The organism is Aurantiacibacter sp. D1-12 (assembly GCF_028858515.1).
Taxonomy (GTDB): domain Bacteria; phylum Pseudomonadota; class Alphaproteobacteria; order Sphingomonadales; family Sphingomonadaceae; genus Alteraurantiacibacter.
The window spans coordinates 111,931-133,862 of the sequence record NZ_JAPJZJ010000002.1 but is presented as its reverse complement, the minus strand read 5'-3'; the positions used below and the strand labels follow the sequence as shown (position 1 = coordinate 133,862).

General features: G+C 60.6%; 17 protein-coding genes. 11 read left to right on the top strand and 6 right to left on the bottom strand.

Annotated features, from left to right (window positions below; translation table 11 throughout):
* The first annotated feature begins 13 nt into the window (after positions 1-13).
* The 8 genes from OOZ52_RS04755 to OOZ52_RS04720 all read left to right on the top strand — a co-directional run bounded on the left by OOZ52_RS04755 (position 14) and on the right by OOZ52_RS04720 (position 7,689).
* Complete coding sequence (locus OOZ52_RS04755) at positions 14-1,741, top strand: DUF4153 domain-containing protein (RefSeq protein ID WP_274697361.1); 1,728 nt, start codon at positions 14-16, stop codon at positions 1,739-1,741.
* Positions 1,742-1,787: 46 nt separating this feature from the next.
* A complete protein-coding gene (gene gatC / locus OOZ52_RS04750; protein WP_274697360.1) occupies positions 1,788-2,090 on the top strand; it encodes an Asp-tRNA(Asn)/Glu-tRNA(Gln) amidotransferase subunit GatC in 303 nt (100 codons plus the stop codon).
* Complete coding sequence (gatA, locus tag OOZ52_RS04745) at positions 2,090-3,571, top strand: Asp-tRNA(Asn)/Glu-tRNA(Gln) amidotransferase subunit GatA (RefSeq protein WP_274697359.1); 1,482 nt, start codon at positions 2,090-2,092, stop codon at positions 3,569-3,571. The genes gatC and gatA overlap by 1 nt, the downstream gene beginning before the upstream one ends.
* Positions 3,568-3,939 (top strand): hypothetical protein, encoded by a 372-nt coding sequence (locus OOZ52_RS04740; protein ID WP_274697358.1) that lies wholly within the window; start codon positions 3,568-3,570, stop codon positions 3,937-3,939. The genes gatA and OOZ52_RS04740 overlap by 4 nt, the downstream gene beginning before the upstream one ends.
* A complete protein-coding gene (gene gatB, locus OOZ52_RS04735; RefSeq protein WP_274697357.1) occupies positions 3,932-5,431 on the top strand; it encodes an Asp-tRNA(Asn)/Glu-tRNA(Gln) amidotransferase subunit GatB in 1,500 nt (499 codons plus the stop codon). The genes OOZ52_RS04740 and gatB overlap by 8 nt, the downstream gene beginning before the upstream one ends.
* A 118-nt stretch (positions 5,432-5,549) precedes the next feature.
* The gene (locus OOZ52_RS04730) at positions 5,550-6,284 is read left to right on the top strand and encodes an OmpA family protein (protein WP_274697356.1); all 735 of its coding nucleotides are present in this window, start codon (positions 5,550-5,552) and stop codon (positions 6,282-6,284) included.
* Between the two features lie 104 nt (positions 6,285-6,388).
* Complete coding sequence (locus OOZ52_RS04725; RefSeq protein WP_274697355.1) at positions 6,389-7,183, top strand: hypothetical protein; 795 nt, start codon at positions 6,389-6,391, stop codon at positions 7,181-7,183.
* Between the two features lie 38 nt (positions 7,184-7,221).
* Positions 7,222-7,689, top strand: coding sequence for a tRNA (cytidine(34)-2'-O)-methyltransferase (locus OOZ52_RS04720; RefSeq protein ID WP_274697354.1), 468 nt, complete (start codon positions 7,222-7,224; stop codon positions 7,687-7,689).
* On the opposite strand, the gene OOZ52_RS04715 is transcribed toward OOZ52_RS04720, so the two are convergent.
* The 4 genes from OOZ52_RS04715 to OOZ52_RS04700 all read right to left on the bottom strand — a co-directional run bounded on the left by OOZ52_RS04715 (position 7,686) and on the right by OOZ52_RS04700 (position 12,653).
* On the bottom strand, positions 7,686-7,994 hold the full coding sequence (locus tag OOZ52_RS04715; RefSeq protein WP_274697353.1) for a hypothetical protein: 309 nt from the start codon (positions 7,992-7,994) through the stop codon (positions 7,686-7,688). The genes OOZ52_RS04720 and OOZ52_RS04715 overlap by 4 nt on opposite strands.
* A 37-nt stretch (positions 7,995-8,031) precedes the next feature.
* A complete protein-coding gene (locus OOZ52_RS04710) occupies positions 8,032-10,917 on the bottom strand; it encodes a M16 family metallopeptidase (RefSeq protein WP_274697352.1) in 2,886 nt (961 codons plus the stop codon).
* An 84-nt stretch (positions 10,918-11,001) separates the two neighbouring features.
* Positions 11,002-11,724, bottom strand: coding sequence for an ABC transporter permease (locus OOZ52_RS04705; RefSeq protein WP_274697351.1), 723 nt, complete (start codon positions 11,722-11,724; stop codon positions 11,002-11,004).
* Positions 11,721-12,653 (bottom strand): ATP-binding cassette domain-containing protein, encoded by a 933-nt coding sequence (locus OOZ52_RS04700; protein ID WP_274697350.1) that lies wholly within the window; start codon positions 12,651-12,653, stop codon positions 11,721-11,723. Before OOZ52_RS04700 ends, OOZ52_RS04705 begins: the two co-directional genes overlap by 4 nt.
* Positions 12,654-12,741: 88 nt before the next feature.
* Here OOZ52_RS04700 and OOZ52_RS04695 point away from each other — a divergent pair, with 88 nt between their 5' ends.
* Both OOZ52_RS04695 and OOZ52_RS04690 read left to right on the top strand, forming a co-directional pair.
* Entirely contained in the window at positions 12,742-13,194 is a 453-nt protein-coding gene (locus tag OOZ52_RS04695) for a hypothetical protein (RefSeq protein ID WP_274697349.1), read from the top strand.
* Complete coding sequence (locus OOZ52_RS04690) at positions 13,194-13,418, top strand: helix-turn-helix domain-containing protein (RefSeq protein ID WP_274697348.1); 225 nt, start codon at positions 13,194-13,196, stop codon at positions 13,416-13,418. Before OOZ52_RS04695 ends, OOZ52_RS04690 begins: the two co-directional genes overlap by 1 nt.
* A 3-nt stretch (positions 13,419-13,421) precedes the next feature.
* Here OOZ52_RS04690 and OOZ52_RS04685 read toward each other — a convergent pair whose 3' ends face one another.
* Complete coding sequence (locus OOZ52_RS04685; RefSeq protein WP_274697347.1) at positions 13,422-15,566, bottom strand: acylase; 2,145 nt, start codon at positions 15,564-15,566, stop codon at positions 13,422-13,424.
* A 136-nt stretch (positions 15,567-15,702) separates the two neighbouring features.
* Between OOZ52_RS04685 and clpB the strand changes: the two genes are divergently transcribed.
* Complete coding sequence (gene clpB / locus OOZ52_RS04680; protein WP_274697346.1) at positions 15,703-18,282, top strand: ATP-dependent chaperone ClpB; 2,580 nt, start codon at positions 15,703-15,705, stop codon at positions 18,280-18,282.
* A gap of 78 nt (positions 18,283-18,360) precedes the next feature.
* Here the strand turns inward: clpB and OOZ52_RS04675 are convergent, their stop codons facing one another.
* Positions 18,361-21,663, bottom strand: a complete 3,303-nt coding sequence (locus OOZ52_RS04675) for a TonB-dependent receptor domain-containing protein (protein ID WP_274697345.1) — start codon at positions 21,661-21,663, stop codon at positions 18,361-18,363.
* Positions 21,664-21,932 lie beyond the last annotated feature (269 nt).

Genomic DNA, 21,932 nt, shown 5'->3' with positions numbered 1-21,932 from the left:
TAAGGGGAAGCACATGGTCGCCGGTTCTGAAGAGGAGCAGGCGCTCCCCGTTGAAGCCAACTACCTTGAAGATTGGCCACTGCGCCCGTGGCTGCTGGCGGGCCTCGGTGCTGTCTCCGGCCTGATCATACACCTCATCCTCGAAAGCGAGGGCGAGAGTGGATTGGGCGCAGCAATTGCCACATTCTTCTTCTTTGCCTTTGTCGCGGCGACGTTTGTCCTCCGGCCCACGCGGCTGATCGAATCCGCAATCTTCGCCCTCGGCGTAGGCGCGGTGATGGGCGGAATTGCCTATATCGTGGCAGACCTTGGCAGTTCGCGCGCGGGTACAGAGTTCGCCTTTGCCGCCGGGGTGTTCTTCTCGCTTCTTGCGATCCCGCTGTTCCAGGCGGCGTTTCACCGCAGGAAGTGGGCAACGCCCTATGCCGAAACCCATTTCCACGTCTGGACCGATGCGGTCAGTGCGGGTGGCGCACTGGCCTTTGTCGGGCTGAGCTGGCTGGTCCTGTGGCTGCTCCACGCGCTTTTCAGCATTGTCGGCATTGAAGTGATCGAAAAGCTGATCGAGACCGATGGTTTTGTAGGCGCATTCATGGGAGCGACCTTCGGTGGGGCGATGGGCGTGTTGCGCAACCAGCTGGGCGTGCTCGGTACCTTGCAACGCGTGGTCATGCTGGTCTTTGCGCTGCTGGCGGTGCCCTTCGCCGTGGCGCTGCTCATCTTCCTCACAATCCTGCTGTTTTCGGGAGGCAGCGCGCTCTGGGAAGCCACTGACAGCGCAACGCCAGTGCTGCTCAGCTGCGCGGTATTTGCTTTCATCTTCTGCAACGCGATTGTTCGCGACGATGATGAAGCGCGCAGTGGCAACGTTGTGATGCAGGCTGCTGCGCTGGTTCTGGCCGCGTGCATCCTGCCGCTCGCCATTTTCGCTGCGATCAGCATGGGCATCCGCATCGACCAGCACGGCTTGACGCCCGAGCGCATCTGGGCGCTGATCGCGATTGTTATCGCCACCGCCTATGGCCTTGCCTATTGGGCCGCGCTGGTGCGGGGCCGTATGGCAGCCTGGTGCGACTATCTGCGCCGTGCGAATATGCACCTGGCTGCTGTCACCTGCGTGATCGCGCTAATCCTCGCCCTGCCGCTGTTCGACTTCGGTGCAATCTCGACGCGCGATCAGCTCGCGCGGCTGGAAAGCGGGGAGACCCCGGTCGAGGAATTCGATTTCAACGCGCTGCGCTGGGATTTCGGCGATGCCGGAGGCGATGCCTTGGCAGAACTTGCCCAGAGTGACGATCCGGACATCGCGCAACTGGCGCAGGAAACACAGAATGCGGAAGGACGCTACTACGGGTCGCGTACCGCCGCCGAACGCCGCGAAGTCGTAGAGAACACCGATTTCGGTGATATGGACGAAGCCACACGTGCTGCCGTTGGCGCCTATATCCGGGATGAGATATATCTCTGCGAAGTGGCGTGTCGGGCGGATGTTGTGGGTGAAACCGATCGTGGCCAGCTTGTTGCATTGATCCCCAACCAGAACTGGAACGGCGTCAAGCTGCTGCTCGTCACCCCCGGCAACGAGAGAGCGATCGAACAGTTCATTCGCAACGGCCGGTTGCAGGGTGAACGATACGGCCCCGATGCCGCGCGTGACCCGGATGCACAGCTCGAATTGCGACCCTTCGAGGGACGTCAACTCTATGTGGGCGATGAGCCTGTTGGCGATCCATTCGAATAGCGTATATCCGCTTGAAGCGCGCCCTTCGCCTCGCTAGTGCGCATGCATGTCTGTTACCCGAGAAGAAGTGGCGAAAATCGCCCAACTGGCGCGCATCAGGATGGGCGAGGAAGACCTCGATCACCTTGTGCCCGAATTCAACAATATCCTCACCTGGGTGGAGCAGCTTGGCGAGGTCGATACCTCCGGTGTCGAACCGATGACCGCTGTCATTCCGCAAGAGCTGCGTCTGCGCGACGATGTGATCGATGCCGATCCCAAAACCGGCGGCGGGCGTCAGGACGATGTGCTGGCAAATGCTCCGGTGGCAGAGCACGGCTTTTACGGCGTGCCGAAGGTGATTGAATAGTGACTGACTTTACTCAACTCGGCGTCCGCGAAATTCGCGATGGCGTGGCAGCGGGCGACTTCTCCGCACGCGAAGTGGCGGAGGGTTTTAACGCTGCCGTCGAAGCCGCGAGCGCGCTCAACGCCTTCATCGTCGCCACGCCGGAAAAGGCGCTGGAAGCCGCCGATGCGGTTGATGCCGCGCGCGCAGCGGGCGAGACGCTCGGCTCCATGGCGGGCGTGCCCATCGGTATGAAGGACCTATTCGCCACCGACGGCGTGCAGACAACCGCTGCGAGCCACATCCTTGAAGGCTTCACGCCGCGCTATGAAAGCACGGTCTCGGCGAAGCTGTGGGAAGCGGGCTGCGGGATGCTAGGCAAGCTCAACCTGGACCAGTTCGCGATGGGCTCCTCCAACGAGACCTCCTATTTCGGCAATGTCGCTTCGCCGTGGCGCAAGGAAGGCAGCAATGCCGCGATGAGCCCGGGTGGTTCGTCGGGTGGCTCCTCTTCCGCCGTGGCCGCACGCATCGCGCCTGCCGCGACGGGCACAGACACCGGCGGATCAATTCGTCAGCCCGCTGCTTTCACCGGTATTTGCGGGATCAAGCCGACCTACGGCCGCTGCTCGCGTTGGGGCGTTGTCGCGTTTGCCAGCTCGCTCGACCAGGCTGGCCCGATGGCGCGTTCGGTCGAAGACTGCGCGATCATGCTCGGCGCGATGGCAGGGTTTGATCCGAAGGACGCAACCAGCCTCGATGCGCCTGTGCCCGACTGGTTCGGCAATCTCGATGCCGATATGCGCGGCAAGAAGGTCGGCATTCCCAAGGAATACCGGATGGATGGCACGAGCCAGGAAATCCTCGACAGCTGGGAGCGCGGCAAGGAATGGTTGCGCGATGCAGGCGCCGAGATCGTTGACGTATCGCTGCCGCACACCAAGTACGCGCTGCCTGCCTACTACATCGTGGCTCCGGCAGAAGCCTCGTCCAACCTCGCGCGCTATGACGGCGTGCGGTATGGCCTGCGCGATCTTCCCGAAGGCTCTGGCCTGCAGGACATGTACGCCGCCACCCGTGCGGAGGGCTTTGGTGACGAGGTGAAGCGCCGCGTGATGCTCGGTACCTATGTGCTCAGCGCCGGTTTCTACGATGCCTATTACACGCAGGCGATGAAGGTGCGCACGCTGGTGCAGCGCGATTTCGACGCGGCTTTCGCGCAGTGCGACGTGATCCTCGCGCCGACCACGCCCACCGCCAGCTTCCCGCTCAACTCGCTCAACGATGATCCGCTGACGATGTACCTGAACGATGTGTTCGCCGTGCCGGCCTCGCTGGCTGGCCTTCCCGCTATGAGCGTTCCGGCGACGGTGACCGGAGACGGCCTGCCGCTGGGCTTGCAACTCGTGGGCAAGGCAATGGACGAGCAGGGCGTGCTCAATGCAGGCCTCGCGATCGAGCAACGCGCCGGGTTCACCGTGAAGCCGGAGAAGTGGTGGTGAGTGGGTTCGAGTGGACTGCCTTAGCGCTGATCTTGTTCGGCATGGTTTTGCCTTTTTGGATCATGGTCCTGCTGGTTCTTTACCTTGCAATGCAGAACAAGAAAAAGCCGAGCGAAAGTAGAGCACCCAAGTATGCTGATTTGATGGGGATGTTCGCGAGAATGCTCGACAAGAGCAATGATGGTAAGTTTGATGGCCCGACGATGGTGGCTTGTATTCGAGACCTGAAAAAGTTTCCCGAGTATCGTGATGCGTCGATTATGTTTCTCGAGGAACTGAGGATCACTGGTTCTGGCAAGTTTGATGATATGGCCAAGACTGAACAGAAAAACGTAGAACGCCACTTGTTAGGATTGAAGGATGACTAATTACCGCATCCAGGGCGCAACGGGCGAGTGGGAGGTCGTGATCGGCCTTGAGGTCCATGCGCAGGTCACGTCCAACGCCAAGCTGTTTTCCGGCGCCTCCACCGCGTTCGGGGCGGAGCCGAACACGCAGGTCTCCCTTGTCGATGCCGCGATGCCGGGCATGTTGCCCGTGCCCAATCGCGAGTGCATCCGGCAGGCGGTGCGCACCGGCATGGCGATCGAGGCGCAGATCAACAAGTGGTCGCGGTTCGACCGCAAGAACTACTTCTACGCCGATTTGCCGCAGGGCTACCAGATCAGCCAGCTTTACCACCCCATCGTGGGCGAAGGCTCGCTCACCATCGATGCGGACGAGAAGGCGGGTATCCCCGAGGACAAGGTGATCGGCATCGAGCGCATTCACGTGGAGCAGGATGCGGGCAAGCTGATGCACGATCAGCACCCGACCATGTCCTATGTCGATCTCAACCGCACCGGCGTTGCGCTGATGGAAATCGTCTCCAAGCCGGACATGACATCACCCGCCGAGGCCGGGGCCTATGTACGCAAGCTGCGTTCGATCCTGCGCTATGTCGGCTCTTGCGACGGCAATATGGAAGAAGGCTCCATGCGCGCGGACGTGAACGTCTCGGTGCGCAAGGTCGGCGATACCGAACTGGGCACCCGGACTGAAACGAAGAACGTCAATTCGGTGCGCTTCGTGATGCAGGTCATCGAGTTCGAGGCGAACCGCCAGGTCGATGTGCTCGAAGAAGGTGGTTCTATCGATCAGGAAACCCGCCTGTTCGATCCGGGCACCGGAACCACGCGCACAATGCGCAGCAAGGAAGACGCGCACGATTATCGCTACTTCCCCGATCCTGACCTGCTGCCGCTCGAACTGGAGGATGACTTCATTGAAGAGTGCAAGGCGAGCCTTCCCGAGCTGCCCGATGCCAAGCGTGCGCGCTACGAGAACGAGCTGGGCCTGACGCCCTACAATGCCCGTGAATTGACGGCTGAGGTCGAGACCTTCGCGCGCTTCGAAACGCTGCTGGCCGAGACCGCCAATGCGCTGGGCAAGGACGAGAAGAAGGTCGCCACGCCGGTCGCCAACTGGGCGCTCTCGGTTGCTCCGGGCGTGATCAAATCGCTGGGTGATGAAGCCGATGCTTCGCACGCCACCGCCGCGCGTCAGGCCGCGATCCTCAAGATGCAGGACGCGGGCGAAATATCCGGCGGGCAGGCGAAGGAAATCTTCGAGATCGTCCTGAAAGAAGGCCGTGAGCCTGACGAAATCGCTGATACCGAGGGCCTGAAGCAGGTCAGCGACACCGGCGCTATCGAAGCTGCCATCGACGCGATCATCGCTGCCAATGGCGACAAGGTCGAGGAATACCGCGGCGGCAAGGACAAGCTGTTCGGCTTCTTCGTCGGCCAGACGATGAAAGCGATGCAGGGCAAGGCCAATCCGGCGGTCGTGAACCAGATCCTGAAGGGCAAGCTGGGCTAATCACGCCTTTTCCAACCTGTCCCGTGCTGCGCCACTTTCCACAGGAGGGGAGCGTAGGCGCGCGCATCCCTTTACCATAATGCGATTCCACGCCAGTCTCGCTGGGGAGGGGAAAGCCATGAACGGATTCGCCAAGGTTGCAATTGGCGCTATAGCCACCTCGCTGCTGGCCTGGGGTTCGCACGCGGTGACGGGCGAGGCCTATATCGACGGTATCGAAGGCGAGGCGCAGGAAGCCTTTGCCGGACTGGAACCGGGCGAGGGCGCATCGGTGGCGATGCAACGCGACCCGCTCTCGCGCATGGCGGTGGTTTCCGGCGTTGACGATCCCGCAGAACGTGATCGCATTCGTGCTGCCCTGCTGACCGTTCCCGGTGTGAAATCGGTGAGCTTTGGTGACGAAGGCGAGGAGTTTACCGGGCCAAGCATCGATGCCGAACAAACCACTTCCGCGGAGGTCTCGGATTGCCAGGACAATGTCGATGCGGTGATGGCGGACAAGGTCATCACCTTCCGCAGTGGCAGCGCCTATATGCCCGATAGCTCGCTCGCCGTGGTCGATGAAGTCGCCGCCGTTCTGACCGAGTGCCCCGGACTGGCCGTGCGCGTTGAAGGGCACACCGATGCGCGCGGCTCCAACGCGATCAATGCCACGATGAGCCAGGAACGCGCTGATCGCGTGGCTGCGGCTTTGGCCGAGCGCGGGATCGATGCATCACGCATCACTGCAGAGGGGCTGGGATCATCGCAACCGGTAATGGAAGGCACTAGCGCGGAGGCCAACGCCGCCAACCGCCGCATCGCCTTTACGGTTTCGGCAGGCTCGATCCTGCGCGAAGGGGGGGAGGAATAGGATGCCGCTGCTTGCAGAAAGCTGGATCTACCTCGCCATCATGTTCCTGACCGGACTGGGTGTTGCCTGGTTCATCTGGGGCCGTGGCGAGGCGGAGGACTGATATGTTCGACATGTTCGTCGCCAATCCGCTGGTCTTCCTGCTTGCCTTGCTGATCGGCTTTGCCACCGGGTGGTGGGTGTGGGCTGACGCTCTGTCTTCCGAACACGAACATGATGCCGAAAGCGATATCGATACCGATGCAGAGGCCGAAGCCCAGACCTTCGCGCCTCCGGAAGAGGATGGCATCGCGCCTGAACCTGCCGATGCTACACCGCTGGCAGGCGCTGCAGTTGCCGGCGCTGCGGCGGCGAGTTCCAAGAGCGGCCCAGCTATCGCCGCGGCCGTAGGCGAAAGCGACGATCTGACCCGCATCAGCGGCATCGGCCCCAAGCTCAACGATCTGTGCCAGTCGCTAGGCGTACGAAGGTTCGACCAGATTGCCGCGTGGAGCACTGAGGACGTGGCCGAGGTTGACCGGTGCCTGACGGTCAAAGGTCGCATACAACGTGACGAATGGGTGCCGCAGGCGCAATTGCTGGCCGCGGGCAATGATGCGGAATGGGAACGTCGCTATGGAGCCGATCGCCCTCGCATTCCCGCTGCGAAGGGTCCGTCTGAAGACCTGACCTTGATCAATGGCATTGGTCCCAAACTCGCTGCGCTCTGCAACGATCTTGGCGTGAAGCGCTTCGACCAGATCGCCGCGTGGGGGGAACGCGAGATTGACGAGGTCGACGGCTATCTCGGTACCTTCCGGGGTCGTATCACCCGCGATCAATGGGTCGAACAGGCCAAACTGATTGCCAAGGGCGATATGCAAGGCTGGAAAGGGCGCTTCGGCTACAGCAACAAATAGGGTGACGCGCCAAGATGCGGCGCATTAGAGGGGGCGGCATGACCGACCCTAAGCCGAGCATCGTCCTCGTCCATCCCGAAATTCCCGGCAATACCGGCGCGGTGGGCCGCACCTGTGTGGCGCTCGATATCGAGCTGGTGCTGATCCATCCGCTTGGCTTTGTGCTCTCGGATGCGCGCGTGAAACGTTCCGGGCTGGATTACTGGCAGCACGTGCGGTTAGCCGAGTTTCGCAGTTGGGATGAATTCATGCAGGAGCGCGCACCGCGTGAAGACCAGCTTTTCCTGTTCGAGGATGACGGAGAGCAGTCTTTCTACGAGCCGGGCTATCCGGACGATGCCTACCTGGTGTTCGGATGCGAGACCAAGGGGCTGCCCGACGCCATTCGTGAGGCCCACAAGGCGCGCGAATTCTATCTGCCAATGCGATCACAGCACATCCGTTCGCTCAACCTCGCGAACACGGCAACTGCGGTTGCCTATCAGGCTTTACGCGGCAGGTTCTAGGACTGCCGGGTAGCTTTCAGCGCCATCTTGCCCATCATGCCGGCATCGATGCTGCCCGCAACATTGTCGCCATCGACAATTGCCTCGCAATTGAGCGTCATCGGCAGCGGCATGTTCATCTTCATCTGCCAGGTCAGCGTATTGCCACTGATGGTCCCATCACTGATCGGCATGGTGCCGAGCGTGCCCGTCAGCGTGCCGTCAAACTTTGTGCCATCATCGTTGGGATTGACTGTCATCGTGCCCGATTGTTCGCCCATCGGGGTGGACACGGTGAAGTCGTATGTTCCGGCGAGATTACTCATGGTTTTTCCTTGAATTTCTGAAAGTGCAGGGCGGTGATCAGAGATCGTCTACGCTCAGATACTCGATGTCCATATCCAGCCCTTCGAGCTGTGAGTCGATCACAGAGCGATCACCCACCACAACGATAATGAGGTCATCCGGCTGGAGGTAGGTAGCTGCTGCAGCATTGATCGCATCACGCGACACCGCGCGATAGAGATCGGGCAAGCTTGCCTGATAGCGCAGATCGCGACCCAGCTGCTGGTTGGACAGCAGCGCGCCAAGCACCTGCCCGTTCGTTTCAAAGCGATTGGGCAGATTGCGGATGTTGCCGTCCGTCACCCGCTGGTATTCGACATCGTTCACGGGATTGGCGGCGGGGAAGGCTGACATCTGGTCAAGGATGACCGTGATCGAATCTGCGGTCCGGTCTGCCTGCACCTGCGTGCCGATCTGCAGACGGCGCGGTCCCTCGGCGCTCGGGATCGATGATCCGATGCCATAGGTCCAGCCACGTGTTTCGCGCAGATCGCTATTGAGGCGGGAAAGGAAGCCGCTGCCGATCACCTCATTGGCGAGTGCAACCGCTTCGAACCCGTCAACATGTCCTTCGAATGGAGTGATCCGGCCAATCGACAAGAAGCTCGATGGCGAGTTCGGCCGGTCCACCACGACAAGGCGCACTGAAGGTGCCGGAATTTCCGCATCAATGCTCTTTACCGGAGCCGGAGTGGCCGGAACTGCCCAGTCGCCAAAGCTGGCTTCGAGCGCGGCAACCAGTTCTTCCATCGACACATCGCCCACTGCGGTGATCGTGGCGAGGTCGGGGCGGAACCATTCGGCGTGTTCGACTGCAAGATCGGCTGCGGTGAGTTCAGCAACCACGTCCGCATCACCGGCAGATGATGCATAGGAGTAGGGGTGATCTTCGCCATAGATGAGCGGCATCAGCGCACGGCTCGCCATGCCCGAGGGCGATGAAAGCTGCTGTTCGATCGCGGCCACACGCTGGGCGCGGACACGCGCAACGTCGGCTTCGGCGAAAGCCGGGTTGCGAACAACGTCCGCCATCAGCTCGAGCGATGGCTCGAGATTTGCAGACAAGGCGGTCAGCGACACTGTGCTGCGTTCAACACCGGCGCTAGCGCCAAGCGAGGCGCCCAGTGCTTCCTGCGCAATCGCGATATCGAGCGCGCTACGGCTGGTGGTGCCTTGGGTCATCACATCGATCATGGTTTCATGCACGCCTGCCTGTCCGATAGGATCGACGGCAGAACCCGCATCAAACACCATGGCGAGATTGAGCTGCGGAACCGCATCACGGCGCGCTAGGACAACTTCGATACCGTTGGATAGAGTGGCCCGCTCCACATCGGGGAAGGTGAGCGCCCCAACCGGTGCAGGCGTCGGGAGCTCGCGTTCCGGGCCCGTACGGGCCACTTCGATGTCGCTTCCGGTGTCTGGCTCCGGTGGAGGATTGAGGTGTTCATCACCCCAGCCGCCCATTTCGCCGCCATCGAGAGTGCGCTCGCCCGGCACAACGACCAGTGTCACTTCAGGACGCGAAAGCCAGCGTTCCATCGCTGCACGGACGCTTTCCGGCGTTACAGCTGCCATCTGCTCCAGCTGCGTGCGGTAGAAACCGGCATCACCGGTATACATCAGTCCTTCGGCCAGGATCATACCCTTGCCACCAAAGCCGCCAACACGCTGCTGGCCGCCGATAAAGCCGGAGGCGAACTGCGTGACCGCACGGTTGATCTCGTCCTGGGTCGGACCTTCGGCGATCATGCGCGCAGTTTCGGCTTCAAGCTGAGCCTGAGCCGTCTCCCGATCTACGCCGTCTTTCACTGTGACGATGGTTTGCAGGAAGCTCAACTGCTCATGCTGTTGCGCATTGGCAAAAACGCCAACAGCTGATTCCTCGCCGCGAACCATTGCGTTGTCGAGGCGCGAGGAATTGAGACCACCAAGAATGGTCATGCCGACCTGCAGCGGAACCGCGTCGGGGTGGGTCATACCCGGGCCGGTCCATGACTGGTAGATACGTGTTGCGGGCACCTGATCGGTGATTTCGCGGTAAGCCGGCTCTGCCAGTGTAACCGGGCCTGCTTCCAGCTGCTCCACCTCCGCGCCGCGCGGAATATTGCCGAACCAGCGTTCTACAATCGGACGCGCGGTTTCGGCGTCGATATCGCCGGTCAACGCAAGGACCACGTTGTTGGGAGCGTAGTTATCGCGGAACCAGGTCTGCACGTCTTCCAGGCTGGCGGCCGAAAGGTCAGCCATCGAACCGATGGTTGAGTGACGATAGGGGTGGCCAACCGGCAGCAGCTCTTCATTCATCACATAGCCGGTGAGGCCATAGGGATTGTTGTCGCCCTGCCGCTTTTCGTTCTGCACAACCATACGCTGGTTATCGAGCTTCTCCTGGCTCACCGCGCCGAGCAGATAGCCCATGCGGTCGCTTTCCATCATCAGCGCGAGGTCGAGCGCGCCCGTGGGTACCGTTTCCACATAGTTGGTACGATCGTACCAGGTCGAACCGTTGGTGCTGGTGGAGCCTGCGGCTTCCAGCGGTATGTCGAAGTTTTCAACGTTCTCCGATCCACCGAACATCAGGTGTTCGAACAGGTGGGCAAAGCCGGTGCGACCGCGTGGTTCGTGCTTGGAGCCGACGCGGTAGTAGGTTGTCACACCCACCAGCGGGCTTTTGCGATCGGTGTGGATGATGACCTGCAATCCGTTATCCAGCGTGAACGTCTCGTGCGGGATGTCGATCGATGCGAGCAGCGCGTCGAGCGAAGCAGCTTCCGGCGCGGAGGCTTCCACCTCGGCAATGGGCGCTTCAGCCATCGGCGGCGCATCAACGGTGGAACAGCCCAGCAGTGCCAGTGTGGCGGTTGCAGGCAAGAGCGAACGGAGTGCTTTGGCGAGTTTCATGGCGCACCTGTTAGCACAAACACAGCCGAGTGGAAGCGTCCTCAAACCGGATGTCGATCAGGGTTGGCGCTTTGTCGAAAGTTGCTAGCGCGGAGCGCGGCGTGACAGGTCGAGCAGCATCAGGCCAATGGCGATGATGCCGCCGGTCAAACCGATCAGTACCGGCTGCATCCAGTCCTCTCCGGAAGCGCGTAGAGTCAGCACCCAGGGGAACCAGTCGGCATCTTCCGTACCCACCATCGTGACCGCAAGCCCGACCAGCGTTCCGGCGATCCCGACAGCAAGCGGGATCACGAAGTTGGCAAAGCGCAGCGCTACCCACAGCTGGATCACTGTGAGCAGTAATCCGGCGGCCAGAAAACGGACAGAGCTATCGGCAATTCTGGCGACCTGGGGATTTCCCGATGGCATCTCGCCGATAATCCAGCCTGCCAACGAGATCAGGCCGTAGGTGTAGACGAACAGGAGCACAGTCATCAGCATCAGCGCCCCTTGCACGACAATCGCTTTCGCGGCGAACAGCTGCCAGCGCGGGTAGGGCAGGGCGAGCAGGTGGTCCCATGCCTTTGCGCGATATTCGATCTGCGCGCACAGTGTTGCAAAGGTTGCGGTGGCCATCGGGAAGATGAACAGCACCCAGAGGGGTAGGGTGAACCCGCCGAGGATCATTTCCCAGCTCGATTGTCGCTCGTTGACGACAATTGTCAGCAGCGCGAGGCACGATGTGAGCGCCGGTACGACCAGTGCAAAAAGAAGCGCGAGCGAGCCGCCGAGCTTGGCAATCTCTGTGCGAATAAGCTGGATCATGCGGCTTCTCCTTTAAGACCTGTACCGGCAGCGGTTTTGTAGAGATCTTCAAGCGAGCGGGACTCTTCACGCAGTTCGCTCACGCCGATCCCGCTTTCGACAAGGCTCGTGTTGATACGCTGCGCAAAATCAGCAAATTCGCTGCCTCGGGAACAGGTGATGGCGAGCTGATGTGAACCGCCGAAGCGCACGGTGTGGCCTGCAGCCGTGAGCAAGGTTATGGCCTCCTTGGGCTTGTCGGTGCCGACCACGAGTGTGCGCTCGCTGGCAAGAAGGCTCTGCATGCGGCCCTGCATCACCAGCTGCCCTTCGCGCAACAGGCCTGCATGGCTTGCGACCTGTTCAACTTCGCTAAGCAGGTGGCTGGAGACGAATACCGTCGCGCCTATCCGGTCGGGCAAGTCGCGGATCAGCTCGCGCATCTCGCTGATGCCTTCCGGGTCGAGCCCGTTAGTCGGTTCGTCCAGCAGCAACAGTTCGGGCTTGCCTAGAAGAGCACGGGCAAGGCCGACCCGCTGGCGCATCCCCAGCGAATAGTCGCGCACCTTACGGGCCGCGTGGCGTGCCATACCGGTTACATCAAGCACACGGTCGATTTCGCTTTCGGGGAGTCCGAGTAAGCGCCGTGTGAGGTCAAGATTGCCACGGGCTGTCAGGTGTTCGTAAAGCGCAGGGCTTTCTACAAAGGCGCCCGTCTTCGCCAAGGCCCGGCGCGGGTCGCTGTTCATATCATGGCCGAGCATCCGGATCGAACCGCTATCCGCCTTCAACACTCGCAGCAGCAGCCGCATCACTGTTGTCTTGCCCGCGCCATTGGGGCCGATGAAGCCGTAAACACTGCCTTCAGGGACCTGCAGGCTGCATCCGCGAATGACCGGGCGCCCGCCAAGCTCTTTTCGCAAATCGTCGGTTTCGATGGCGAATCCCATCAGCATGCCCTTCCATATGAATTTAAGTTTGACTTAAATGTTGTGCATGATAATTTAAGTCAAGGTTAAATTTTTGAAGGATCAGATCATGATTGAGCGGCAGGCCATGGGCGTCGCAATAGTGGGCGCACTATCAGCGCTTTTGCTTGGGATCATCGTTGCAGCAGACCTGATCGGAGGCATTCTTTATCAATCGGAACTGACCTATTGGGCGGTCCGCAGAGTCGCGACGCTTGCCTATGTTCTTGCGATCTCGCTGCTTGCCTATGCCGGGTGGCAGGTTGCGAAGGGGAGGGGGTTTGGCGATGTCATGCCGCGATTGCTTTCCGCGGCTGGACTGCTGCTGGCGGCTGGCGCGACGTTCGAGACATTTGGCGTCGCATTCGTGATGCGTGCATTTGGCGTTGGCGATTTCCGCGGCATCGCCCATTTCGATCCGACCTATGTCACGCTCGGCGCTGTTGGGCTCCTTCTCTGGCTGCTTGGACGGCTGATGCGACAGGCAATTGCCATGGCGCGGGAACTGGAGGAGTTCCTCTGATGCCCGTTGCCATCACGCTCGATCGCGTCCTCGAGCAGCGCGGCATGACGGGCAAGGAACTCGCCGCGCGCATAGGTATAAGCGAAACGCAGCTCTCGCTCTTCCGTTCGGGCAAGGTGAGGGGCATGCGCTTTGCGACGCTTTCGAAAATGTGCTTCGTGCTCGACTGCTCGCCTGGTGACCTGCTTGATTACGAAGCCGATCCGGCAGACCTGTCCGGATAACGCCTAGCGTGAAGAGACGATCCTGCTGCTGCGGGCATTGGCGCGCACGTCATCTTCCCAGAAGCGGACCGGCTTCAATTCATGGTCGACGTAAAGCTGCATCTGGTCGGTGTAGTGCGGACTGTCTGGCCGTGTGGCTGCTGCGCCAAACGGCTGGATCGATTCAGAACGCACGCGCTCGCCCGGCTCCCACTCGACGAACTGGATGAAGCTATCGCCGTGCCGCAGCGATAGACGACCGTCTGCGTCAATGTCCCATAGCGTAGAGGCGCGCAGCGTGTCCGATCCGCCATCGAGCGGTAGGTCGACATCACCCTGGCGCAGCCGCAGCAGATCGCCCATTGGCACTTCAAGCTCGCCGAAATGCTCCATCAGGTGATTGGCTGAGCGTTCGAGTTCGGCGCGGTGATCGGGGATGTTTCCGCGCTGGTAATCCGCGCCCATGTAAGGCCGGATCATCAGCAGCGCCAAGGCATCGCCGGGGCTGTCTCCCTCGGCATCAAGGTCCCATGCGCCGAGCAGCGCCTGCGCCTCTTCCAGCAAGGGATCTTCTGACAGATCAAGCGCCGCCACTGCGTCGAGCATGTCTGCAACGTAGCCTTCGCGGTTGTATCCGGTATCATATTTGATCGCTTCGAGCCGCTCTCTGCCAATAGGCCCGGGCATGCCCATCAGCTGTGCAGCACGCCGTGCCCGGTTGGTAGAGCGCACTTCGATCCCCAGTACGGGGCTGAAATTGGCCGGGTCGAGATCGCTGCCTTCGCCCGCCGCGCTGAAAGGGCTGTTATTGGCATTGAACAGCCAGCCACTTTCGGGGTTCACGATCTGCGGGATCGAAGAGAAGTCTACAGGACCGTTCCAGATCAACTCGCCGCGATCACCGGGAAGCACTCCGCGCCAATCCGGTCCTTCTATGCGGTCGGGGATCGCGGCGTTGTAGAAATAGCCGATATTGCCCGCTTCATCGGCATAGATGAAATTGGTGGAGGGGATATCCATGCGTGCTAGGATGAATTGAAACTCGTCCAGATTGGTTGCCTTGTTGAGGCGGTAGTAGGCATCGAGATTGCCGAGATTGTCGATCCCGCCGTAGCGAACGGCGAAAAACCCGTTATCATTGCGGATCACCGGACCGTGAACGCTGCGGTAGATTGTTTGCGGTACCGGCAAGGTGAACGGGCCGAATTTGACGCCCAACCACACGCGGCGGCTTTCCAAAGGCAGCCATTCGCCATCGAGCAGGTAGTTCTCTCCGGCCTCATCTACAGTCAGCGCATAGACATCGGTCATGTCCGGCCGGTTGACCGTATTGGTCCAGCCGAGATGCTCGTTGTGGCCCAGGAAGGGGAAGGGGCTGCCGGGGAAGTTGGACCCGGCAAAGTGCCAGCCCTCTTCGCTTTCCACGACCAGCTCGTACCATGCAACGCCGCCACGCAGCGGCTGGTGGCTGTTAGAAACGAGACGCGTCACGCCGTCGCCCGATTTCTCCGGAGAAATGGCAAAAGCGTTCGAACCTGCGAAGTCACCCTGTTCGCCCATGTGAACAGGCAGCGCAGCCAGCGGCGGGCCCTGCTCCGGGTTGCGCTCTTCTCCTGCAACCAGCGGGCCAATGGTATTGTCGAGCCCGAAGAAGAACGGCTGGCGAAGGGCAAACCCTGCGGCCACATCCTCTCCGTTGATCGGGAACAGGTTACGCAGCCTGAGCTCGCTCGGATTGTCCTCGGCATACTGGTTGAGACCCGTGGCGTAGGCGTTGAACAAGGCCTGCGTGTCGGGCGGCAGTCCGCCGAACTGCCGTTCTGCCGTGCCACGCGCATCAAGCAGGTGATAGGCGTAATCAACCGCCGCACCTTGCTCTCCCGCGATCGCTCCATAACGGCCGCGCGCCATGGCAATCACATCCTGCAAGGTGGAAAAGTCATCCTCCGCATGAGCAATCGCCACGCCAAAGGCTACGTCCGCATCGGTTTCGCCGAAGATGTGCGGCACGCCGAACTCGCTGCGCACAATCTCGGCGCGATAGGTGCGGCTGCTTTCGGGAGCGACACCGTAACGTGCCGCCATGGGCTCCCACACCATCAGACCAATCGCGGCTATCACCAGAAGGCTAAGGAAAGCGATGCCGATACGTTTGATCTTTTCTGCCATTCCGGCTTTCTTGCAGGGGCAGGGCGGTGGCACAAGCACACTCGACAGGCGCACGAATTTTGCCGACCAGCGCACTTGTGTGACGCAAGTGCAACACTATGTGCGAGTGGTAGACAGATAAGGGACGAGACAGGGAATGAATCTCGACAAATTCACCGACCGCGCGCGCGGATTTCTGCAAAGCGCGCTGACGATTGCCATTCGCAACGAGCACCAGCGGATTTCGCCCGAGCATATCCTCAAGGCACTGCTCGAAGATGAAGAGGGCATGGCGGCCGGCCTGCTCCAGCGTGCGGGCGCCAATCCGGGCCGTGCAGTGCAGGAAGTCGATACCCTGCTCGCCAAGATCCCTGCCGTAAGCGGGGGAGGGGCGCAGCAACAGCCGGGGCTTGATAACGATTCCGTGCGTCTGCTCGATCAGGCCGAACAGGTCGCCGAAAAGGCGGGTGACAGCTATGTCACCGTCGAGCGGCTGCTGCTGGCGCTTGCGCTCGCCAAGGATAGCCGCGCGGGCAAGGCGCTGGCCGCAGCGGGTCTTGACCCGCAGGCGCTCAACACCGCGATCAATGAACTGCGCAAGGGCAAGACGGCGGACAGCGCCAATGCCGAAGCCGCTTACGATGCGATGAAGAAGTACGCGCAAGATTTGACGCAGAAGGCGAAGGACGGAAAGCTTGATCCGGTGATCGGCCGTGACGAGGAAATCCGCCGGGTCGTCCAGATCCTCGCGCGCCGCACCAAGAACAACCCTGTTGTTATCGGCGAACCCGGCACCGGCAAGACCGCGATTGCCGAAGGTCTCGCGTTGCGCATCGCCAATGGTGATGTGCCCGACAGCCTGAAAGGTCGCACGCTGATGGCGCTCGACATGGGCAGCCTGATCGCGGGCGCGAAATATCGCGGCGAGTTTGAAGAGCGGCTGAAGACCGTGCTCGACGAGGTCAAGGACGCAGGCGGCCAGATCATCCTGTTCATTGACGAGATGCACACGCTGATCGGCGCGGGCGCGAGCGAGGGCTCGATGGATGCGAGCAACCTGCTCAAACCAGCACTGGCGCGCGGCGAACTGCACTGCATCGGCGCGACGACGCTCGACGAGTATCAGAAGTACGTCGAAAAGGATGCGGCGCTTCAGCGGCGTTTCCAGCCCGTATTCGTAGACGAGCCGAGCGTGGAGGACACGATCTCCATCCTGCGCGGGATCAAGGAAAAGTACGAACTGCACCACGGCGTGCGTATCACTGACGGTGCGATTGTCGCCTCAGCGCAGCTTTCCGAACGCTACATCTCGGACCGCTTCCTGCCCGATAAGGCTATCGACCTGATGGATGAGGCGGCGAGCCGCATCCGTATGGAAGTGGAGAGCAAGCCTGAAGAAATCGAGAGTCTCGACCGACGGATCATCCAGCTCAAGATCGAAGAGCAGGCGCTCAGTAAGGAAAGCGATTCCGCCTCGAAAGATCGCCTCGATGCCCTGCGTGAAGAGCTTGCGAACCTGGAACAGCAAAGCTCCGAACTGACCACGCGCTGGCAGAACGAGAAGGACAAGATCCACGCCGAGGCGAAGATCAAGGAAGAGCTCGACGCCGCGCGTATCGAGCTTGAGCAAGCACAGCGGGCCGGTGACCTCGCGGCGGCGGGTGAGCTGCAGTACGGCACGATCCCCAAGCTCGAAAAGCAGCTTGCCGAAGCCGAGGGTGATACCGACAATGCGCTTCTCAAAGAGGAAGTGACCGAAGACGATATCGCTTCGGTTGTTAGCCGCTGGACGGGCATTCCCATCGACAAGATGATGGAAGGCGAGCGCGAAAAGCTGCTCAAGATGGAAGAGGCACTGGGCAAGCGCGTCATCGGTCAGGAGCAGCCGATTGTGGCCGTTTCCAAGGCAGTACGCCGTTCACGCGCCGGCTTGCAGGATCCGGGCCGCCCGATGGGCAGCTTCCTGTTTCTTGGCCCCACCGGCGTGGGCAAGACCGAGCTGACCAAGGCGCTCGCTGCCTTCCTGTTCGATGATGATCAGGCGATGGTCCGCATCGACATGAGCGAGTTCATGGAGAAGCACGCGGTTGCAAGGCTGATCGGCGCGCCTCCGGGCTATGTCGGCTATGAAGAAGGCGGCGTGCTGACCGAAGCCGTGCGGCGACGGCCCTATCAGGTCGTGCTGTTTGACGAGGTCGAGAAAGCGCACAGCGATGTCTTCAACGTGCTGCTGCAAGTGCTCGATGACGGGCACTTGACTGACGGGCAGGGCCGCAAGGTCGACTTTAGCAATACGCTGATCATCCTGACCTCCAACCTCGGTAGCCAGTTCCTTTCCAACCTGGGCGATGATCAGAAAGTCGCCGATGTGGAGGATCAGGTGATGGACGTCGTTCGCGGGCATTTCCGCCCCGAATTCCTCAACCGTCTGGACGAGATCGTGCTGTTCCACCGCCTCGCGATGGAGCACATGGCACCCATCGTCGATATCCAGGTGAACCGCGTTCAGAAGCTGCTCAAGGATCGCAAGATCGTGCTCGACCTGACCGACGGTGCGCGCAAGTGGCTCGGCCGCGTGGGCTATGATCCGGTTTACGGTGCGCGTCCTCTGAAGCGGGCTGTACAGCGTTACCTGCAGGACCCGTTGGCGGAGAAATTGCTCGCCGGAGAGATCGCCGATGGCCAGACGGTCAAGATCGACGAAGGTGATGGCGAGCTGGAGATGACGGTGGAATAGACGCCTCTTTCTAACCAACCGGACAAACAAAAAGGGCGGGGAAATCCCCGCCCTTTTCTTTGTGTCCTGTCCGCAGGCTTAGAGGCCCGGGATCTGGTCCCCTCTCAGCGTGATGCCGAGGAAGAACGAGGTGCCGTATGGCGATACCGGATAGGAGAAGTTGGTCGGATACGGCTGCTCATCGGTGATGTTGTTGACGCCCGCGAAGATCGTGAAATCGTCATTTGCATCGTAGCTGAGGCTGATATCGTGGATCCAGTACTCGTCAGCCAGACCGGCAGGGCCAACCTGTGCATCGAGTGTTTCGATCTCGATACCAGAGAAGGCCGTGCTGCCAACATACTGCAGGCCGTAACGCAGGTTGAAGTTATTGTAGCCTACAGACAGCGAGCCCACGCCTGCCCATTCCGGACGCTGCTCTTCGCGCAGTTCCGGATCGACATTGGTCGGATCAGTCGGATCGAAGAACCGGTCGATGTAGTCGACCCAGTTCACCGAAGCGCGCGCACCGATGTCGAAATCACCGATGTTGAAGCGATAGGCGACCGTGGCATCGATACCGGCGGTTTCGATACGGCCGAAGTTCAACTGCGTCTGCGACAGGAATTCGAAGCCCAGGAAAGTCGGACTGCCGGCCGTTCCATTGCGCCTGAACTGGCCACAGAACTGGTTCGGGAAGGTCGTGGAATCGTAACATGTGTCCACGATGTCCTGCGCCGTAACTGCGGCGATCGCATCCTCGATTTCGATATTGTAATAGTCGACCGAGAGCACAAGACCCGGAATGAAGCGTGGCGTGACGATCGCACCGAAGGTGTATGTCGTTGCTGTTTCTTCAAGCAGGTCGGGATTACCGCCAGTCGTGCCGGAGAAACGCGCCGTCAGCGGATCGGAGTAGTTATAGACGCCGCTGCCATCCTGATAGTCGGCCGGGTTTGCGCCCAGCGCCTGGAAGTCGGCAACACAGTTCGCCTGCCGGTTGGCTGCCGCAGCAGAATCGAGCACTGCGATCTGCGACACGTCACACGGATCGGAGGGACGGAACACCGTACCCTGCTGCGGATTGAACAGTTCCGAGATGTTCGGCGCACGTACTGCGCGTGAGTAGGTTCCGCGGAAGCGGATATCTTCTACCGGAGCCCAGATGCCGCTGACACTCCAGGTGAAGGTGCCTCCCACTGTCGAATAGTCGGAATAGCGCGCAGCACCCGTCAGCTCGAGCGTGTCGAAGAATGGCACCGCATCGAGGATCGGAATGTTCACCTCGGCGAAGACCTCGGCAACGTCGAATTGGCCACCCGTGTTGAAGGTGCGCGTTTGCGCGTCAAACACAAGCTGCTGGTTGCCCGAAACATCGCCGATGAACTGGCCGGCGCTGATATCCGGTGTATCGATCTGGGCGATGCCGAGTGTCAGTGGGTCGAATTCGAAGCTGCTCTGCTCATCGCGATATTCGGCACCGACAGCAAAGCGGACCGGACCGCCGGGCAGCTCGAAGAAGCTGCTGGAGTCGCCGACAAGGCTTGCGTTCAGCACGAACTGTTCGAGCACGGCTTCGTTCACTGTGGTGACGGTGATGAAGTCGACGGCTTCTTGCGAAACCGACTGCTCGCCATTGAACAGCGATGCCGGGCGGCACTGTCCGTCACCCGGGTTGAAGGTGAAGAAGCCACCCTCGATCACCGGGAAGAACTGGCTGCCCGGGTGACGTGCGTTGGGATCGAGATCCGAACGACAGACGATGTTGCCATTGGGCGTGCCAGTCGTGAACTCGCCTTCATCTACCGCGTCAATCGCTGCAAACAGGCGGTCGGGCAGTACGGTGTTCTCGTTCTCGATCTCCGATTCAAAACGGCCGTAGTTGGCGCTGATTTGCCATTCGAACTCGCTCGATCCGCCGAAGTCGCCACGAAGGCCACCGACGATGCGATAGGTTTCGCGTGTCGCGAGCTGGCGTGCCAGACCAAGGTCGGTGAAGTCACGGCTGACGCGCAGGCCGCCTGCATCGTCGGCATCGGCCTGAAGCACATCCGGGATGTAGGGGTTGTCTGCAAAGATCAGCAGTGAATCGTAGAATGTGTTGTAGGGATTCTGCGATTCTGTGTAGGAATTCACATACTTGGCATCGATGAAAACGTTCACCGAATCCGAGACATCGTAGTTGGCCAGGAAGGCCGCGTAGAACCGCTCGTTGCCCGGGATCAGGCTCGCACCGCTCAGTCGCTCGGGCGCACCATCACCGCCGAACTGGTTGCTCGAGCTCGCTACGATACCGTCCTGGAAAATCTGCACGCCACCGCCGGGAGTGGAGACGTAGCAGCCGCCGCCGCCGAAGCCGGTCAGACCGATGAAGCTTTCCTGACAGTCATTGATGCCATTGCTGTTTATGTCGGCATCGAAGAAGCCGAAATCGCGGCGGAAGATCAGGCCCGCACCGGATGAGATCGCAAACCGGGGATCGGATTGATAGGCTAGAGCAGGGGCGTTCAGGGCCCGGTCGATCAGTGCCTGCTCCGCTGCGGTCGGCGTCGCGCCGCCGCCGAAGATAGCGTCATAGTCCGACGTACCGGGAAGCGGGATGCGGAAGCCGATCGGGAACGAGAAGTTCGCGATACTGTAGAAGTTCTGGAAGTTAGGCGTCTGGTCGGTGATATCACCGCGCTGGAAACGCAAAAGCGGGCTGGGATAGGTCGTGCCTGTATTGAAGCGACCGTTGTTTGCGTAGAACTCACGGTCACCCTGCAGCAATTGCTCGGTGTAGGAGTAGCCGGCCGCAAAGGTGACATTCCCGCGGCCATCGCCTGTGTTGAACCCGACAACGCCGTCAAGTCCGGCGGTCCACCCATCGCCTTCGCCGGAAACACCGCCGATGGCATCGATCTGGAAGCCATCAAAGTCATCGCGGAGTACGTAGTTCACAACGCCGGTCACCGCGTCCGCGCCGTATACGGCCGATGCGCCGCCGGTAAGAACTTCGACTTGCCGGATGAGGCCGGTGGGGATGCTCGACACGTCGACGATCTGGCTGCCCGAGACGCCCGAGACGTGGCGCTGGCCGTTGACCAGGACAAGCGTACGGACTGAGCCCAGGCCGCGCAGGTTGAGCGTTGCCTGTCCGATGCCGCCCGCACCGTTTTGCAGCGAATCGGCTACGGTGCCCGAATTCGACAAGGCCGGAATCTCACGAAGAGCCTCGGTCGCATCGACTACGCCGGTTTCGCGAATATCGTCGATCAGGACGGTTGCAACGGGTGCCGGAGCAGCTTCGTTGGGGTCGCGCTGGATGCGTGAACCGACCACCACAATCGAATCATCATCGGGGTCGCTCGCTTCGGTATCACCAGTATCCTGTGCAAGCGCTGGAGCAGCATACAAGGCCAATGAAAGTGCGATTGGTGCGGAAGCAAGTCTGAGAGCTGTTTTGCAGTTCATGAGGGGGTTCCCTTATTTTTGTCCCGATATCGTGACGAAACGACACCATAAAGTGCACAGAACAGTTCTATTTTGCAATGTTGTTACACTCTTCCCGATTCTTTGGCTGGCTTGATGTTGCTTCGCAGCAACTCTGACGACGTGGTGGCGACGGAGTGTTCTGCGCTTGAGGACAGTTGTAAGGCTTTGCCAATGTTGAAGATTATGCAAAACCAGAT

Bases quoted from the DNA above. Each gene is read 5' to 3' on its own strand.
- OOZ52_RS04725 (WP_274697355.1), top strand. From the start codon at position 6,389: ATGTTCGACATGTTCGTCGCCAATCCGCTGGTCTTCCTGCTTGCCTTG.
- OOZ52_RS04695 (WP_274697349.1), top strand. From the start codon at position 12,742: ATGATTGAGCGGCAGGCCATGGGCGTCGCAATAGTGGGCGCACTATCA.
- clpB (WP_274697346.1), top strand. From the start codon at position 15,703: ATGAATCTCGACAAATTCACCGACCGCGCGCGCGGATTTCTGCAAAGC.
- OOZ52_RS04710 (WP_274697352.1), bottom strand. From the start codon at position 10,917: ATGAAACTCGCCAAAGCACTCCGTTCGCTCTTGCCTGCAACCGCCACA.
- OOZ52_RS04715 (WP_274697353.1), bottom strand. From the start codon at position 7,994: ATGAGTAATCTCGCCGGAACATACGACTTCACCGTGTCCACCCCGATG.
- gatB (WP_274697357.1), top strand. From the start codon at position 3,932: ATGACTAATTACCGCATCCAGGGCGCAACGGGCGAGTGGGAGGTCGTG.
- OOZ52_RS04730 (WP_274697356.1), top strand. From the start codon at position 5,550: ATGAACGGATTCGCCAAGGTTGCAATTGGCGCTATAGCCACCTCGCTG.
- OOZ52_RS04705 (WP_274697351.1), bottom strand. From the start codon at position 11,724: ATGATCCAGCTTATTCGCACAGAGATTGCCAAGCTCGGCGGCTCGCTC.
- gatC (WP_274697360.1), top strand. From the start codon at position 1,788: ATGTCTGTTACCCGAGAAGAAGTGGCGAAAATCGCCCAACTGGCGCGC.
- OOZ52_RS04690 (WP_274697348.1), top strand. From the start codon at position 13,194: ATGCCCGTTGCCATCACGCTCGATCGCGTCCTCGAGCAGCGCGGCATG.
- OOZ52_RS04755 (WP_274697361.1), top strand. From the start codon at position 14: ATGGTCGCCGGTTCTGAAGAGGAGCAGGCGCTCCCCGTTGAAGCCAAC.
- OOZ52_RS04685 (WP_274697347.1), bottom strand. From the start codon at position 15,566: ATGGCAGAAAAGATCAAACGTATCGGCATCGCTTTCCTTAGCCTTCTG.
- OOZ52_RS04720 (WP_274697354.1), top strand. From the start codon at position 7,222: ATGACCGACCCTAAGCCGAGCATCGTCCTCGTCCATCCCGAAATTCCC.
- OOZ52_RS04700 (WP_274697350.1), bottom strand. From the start codon at position 12,653: ATGGGATTCGCCATCGAAACCGACGATTTGCGAAAAGAGCTTGGCGGG.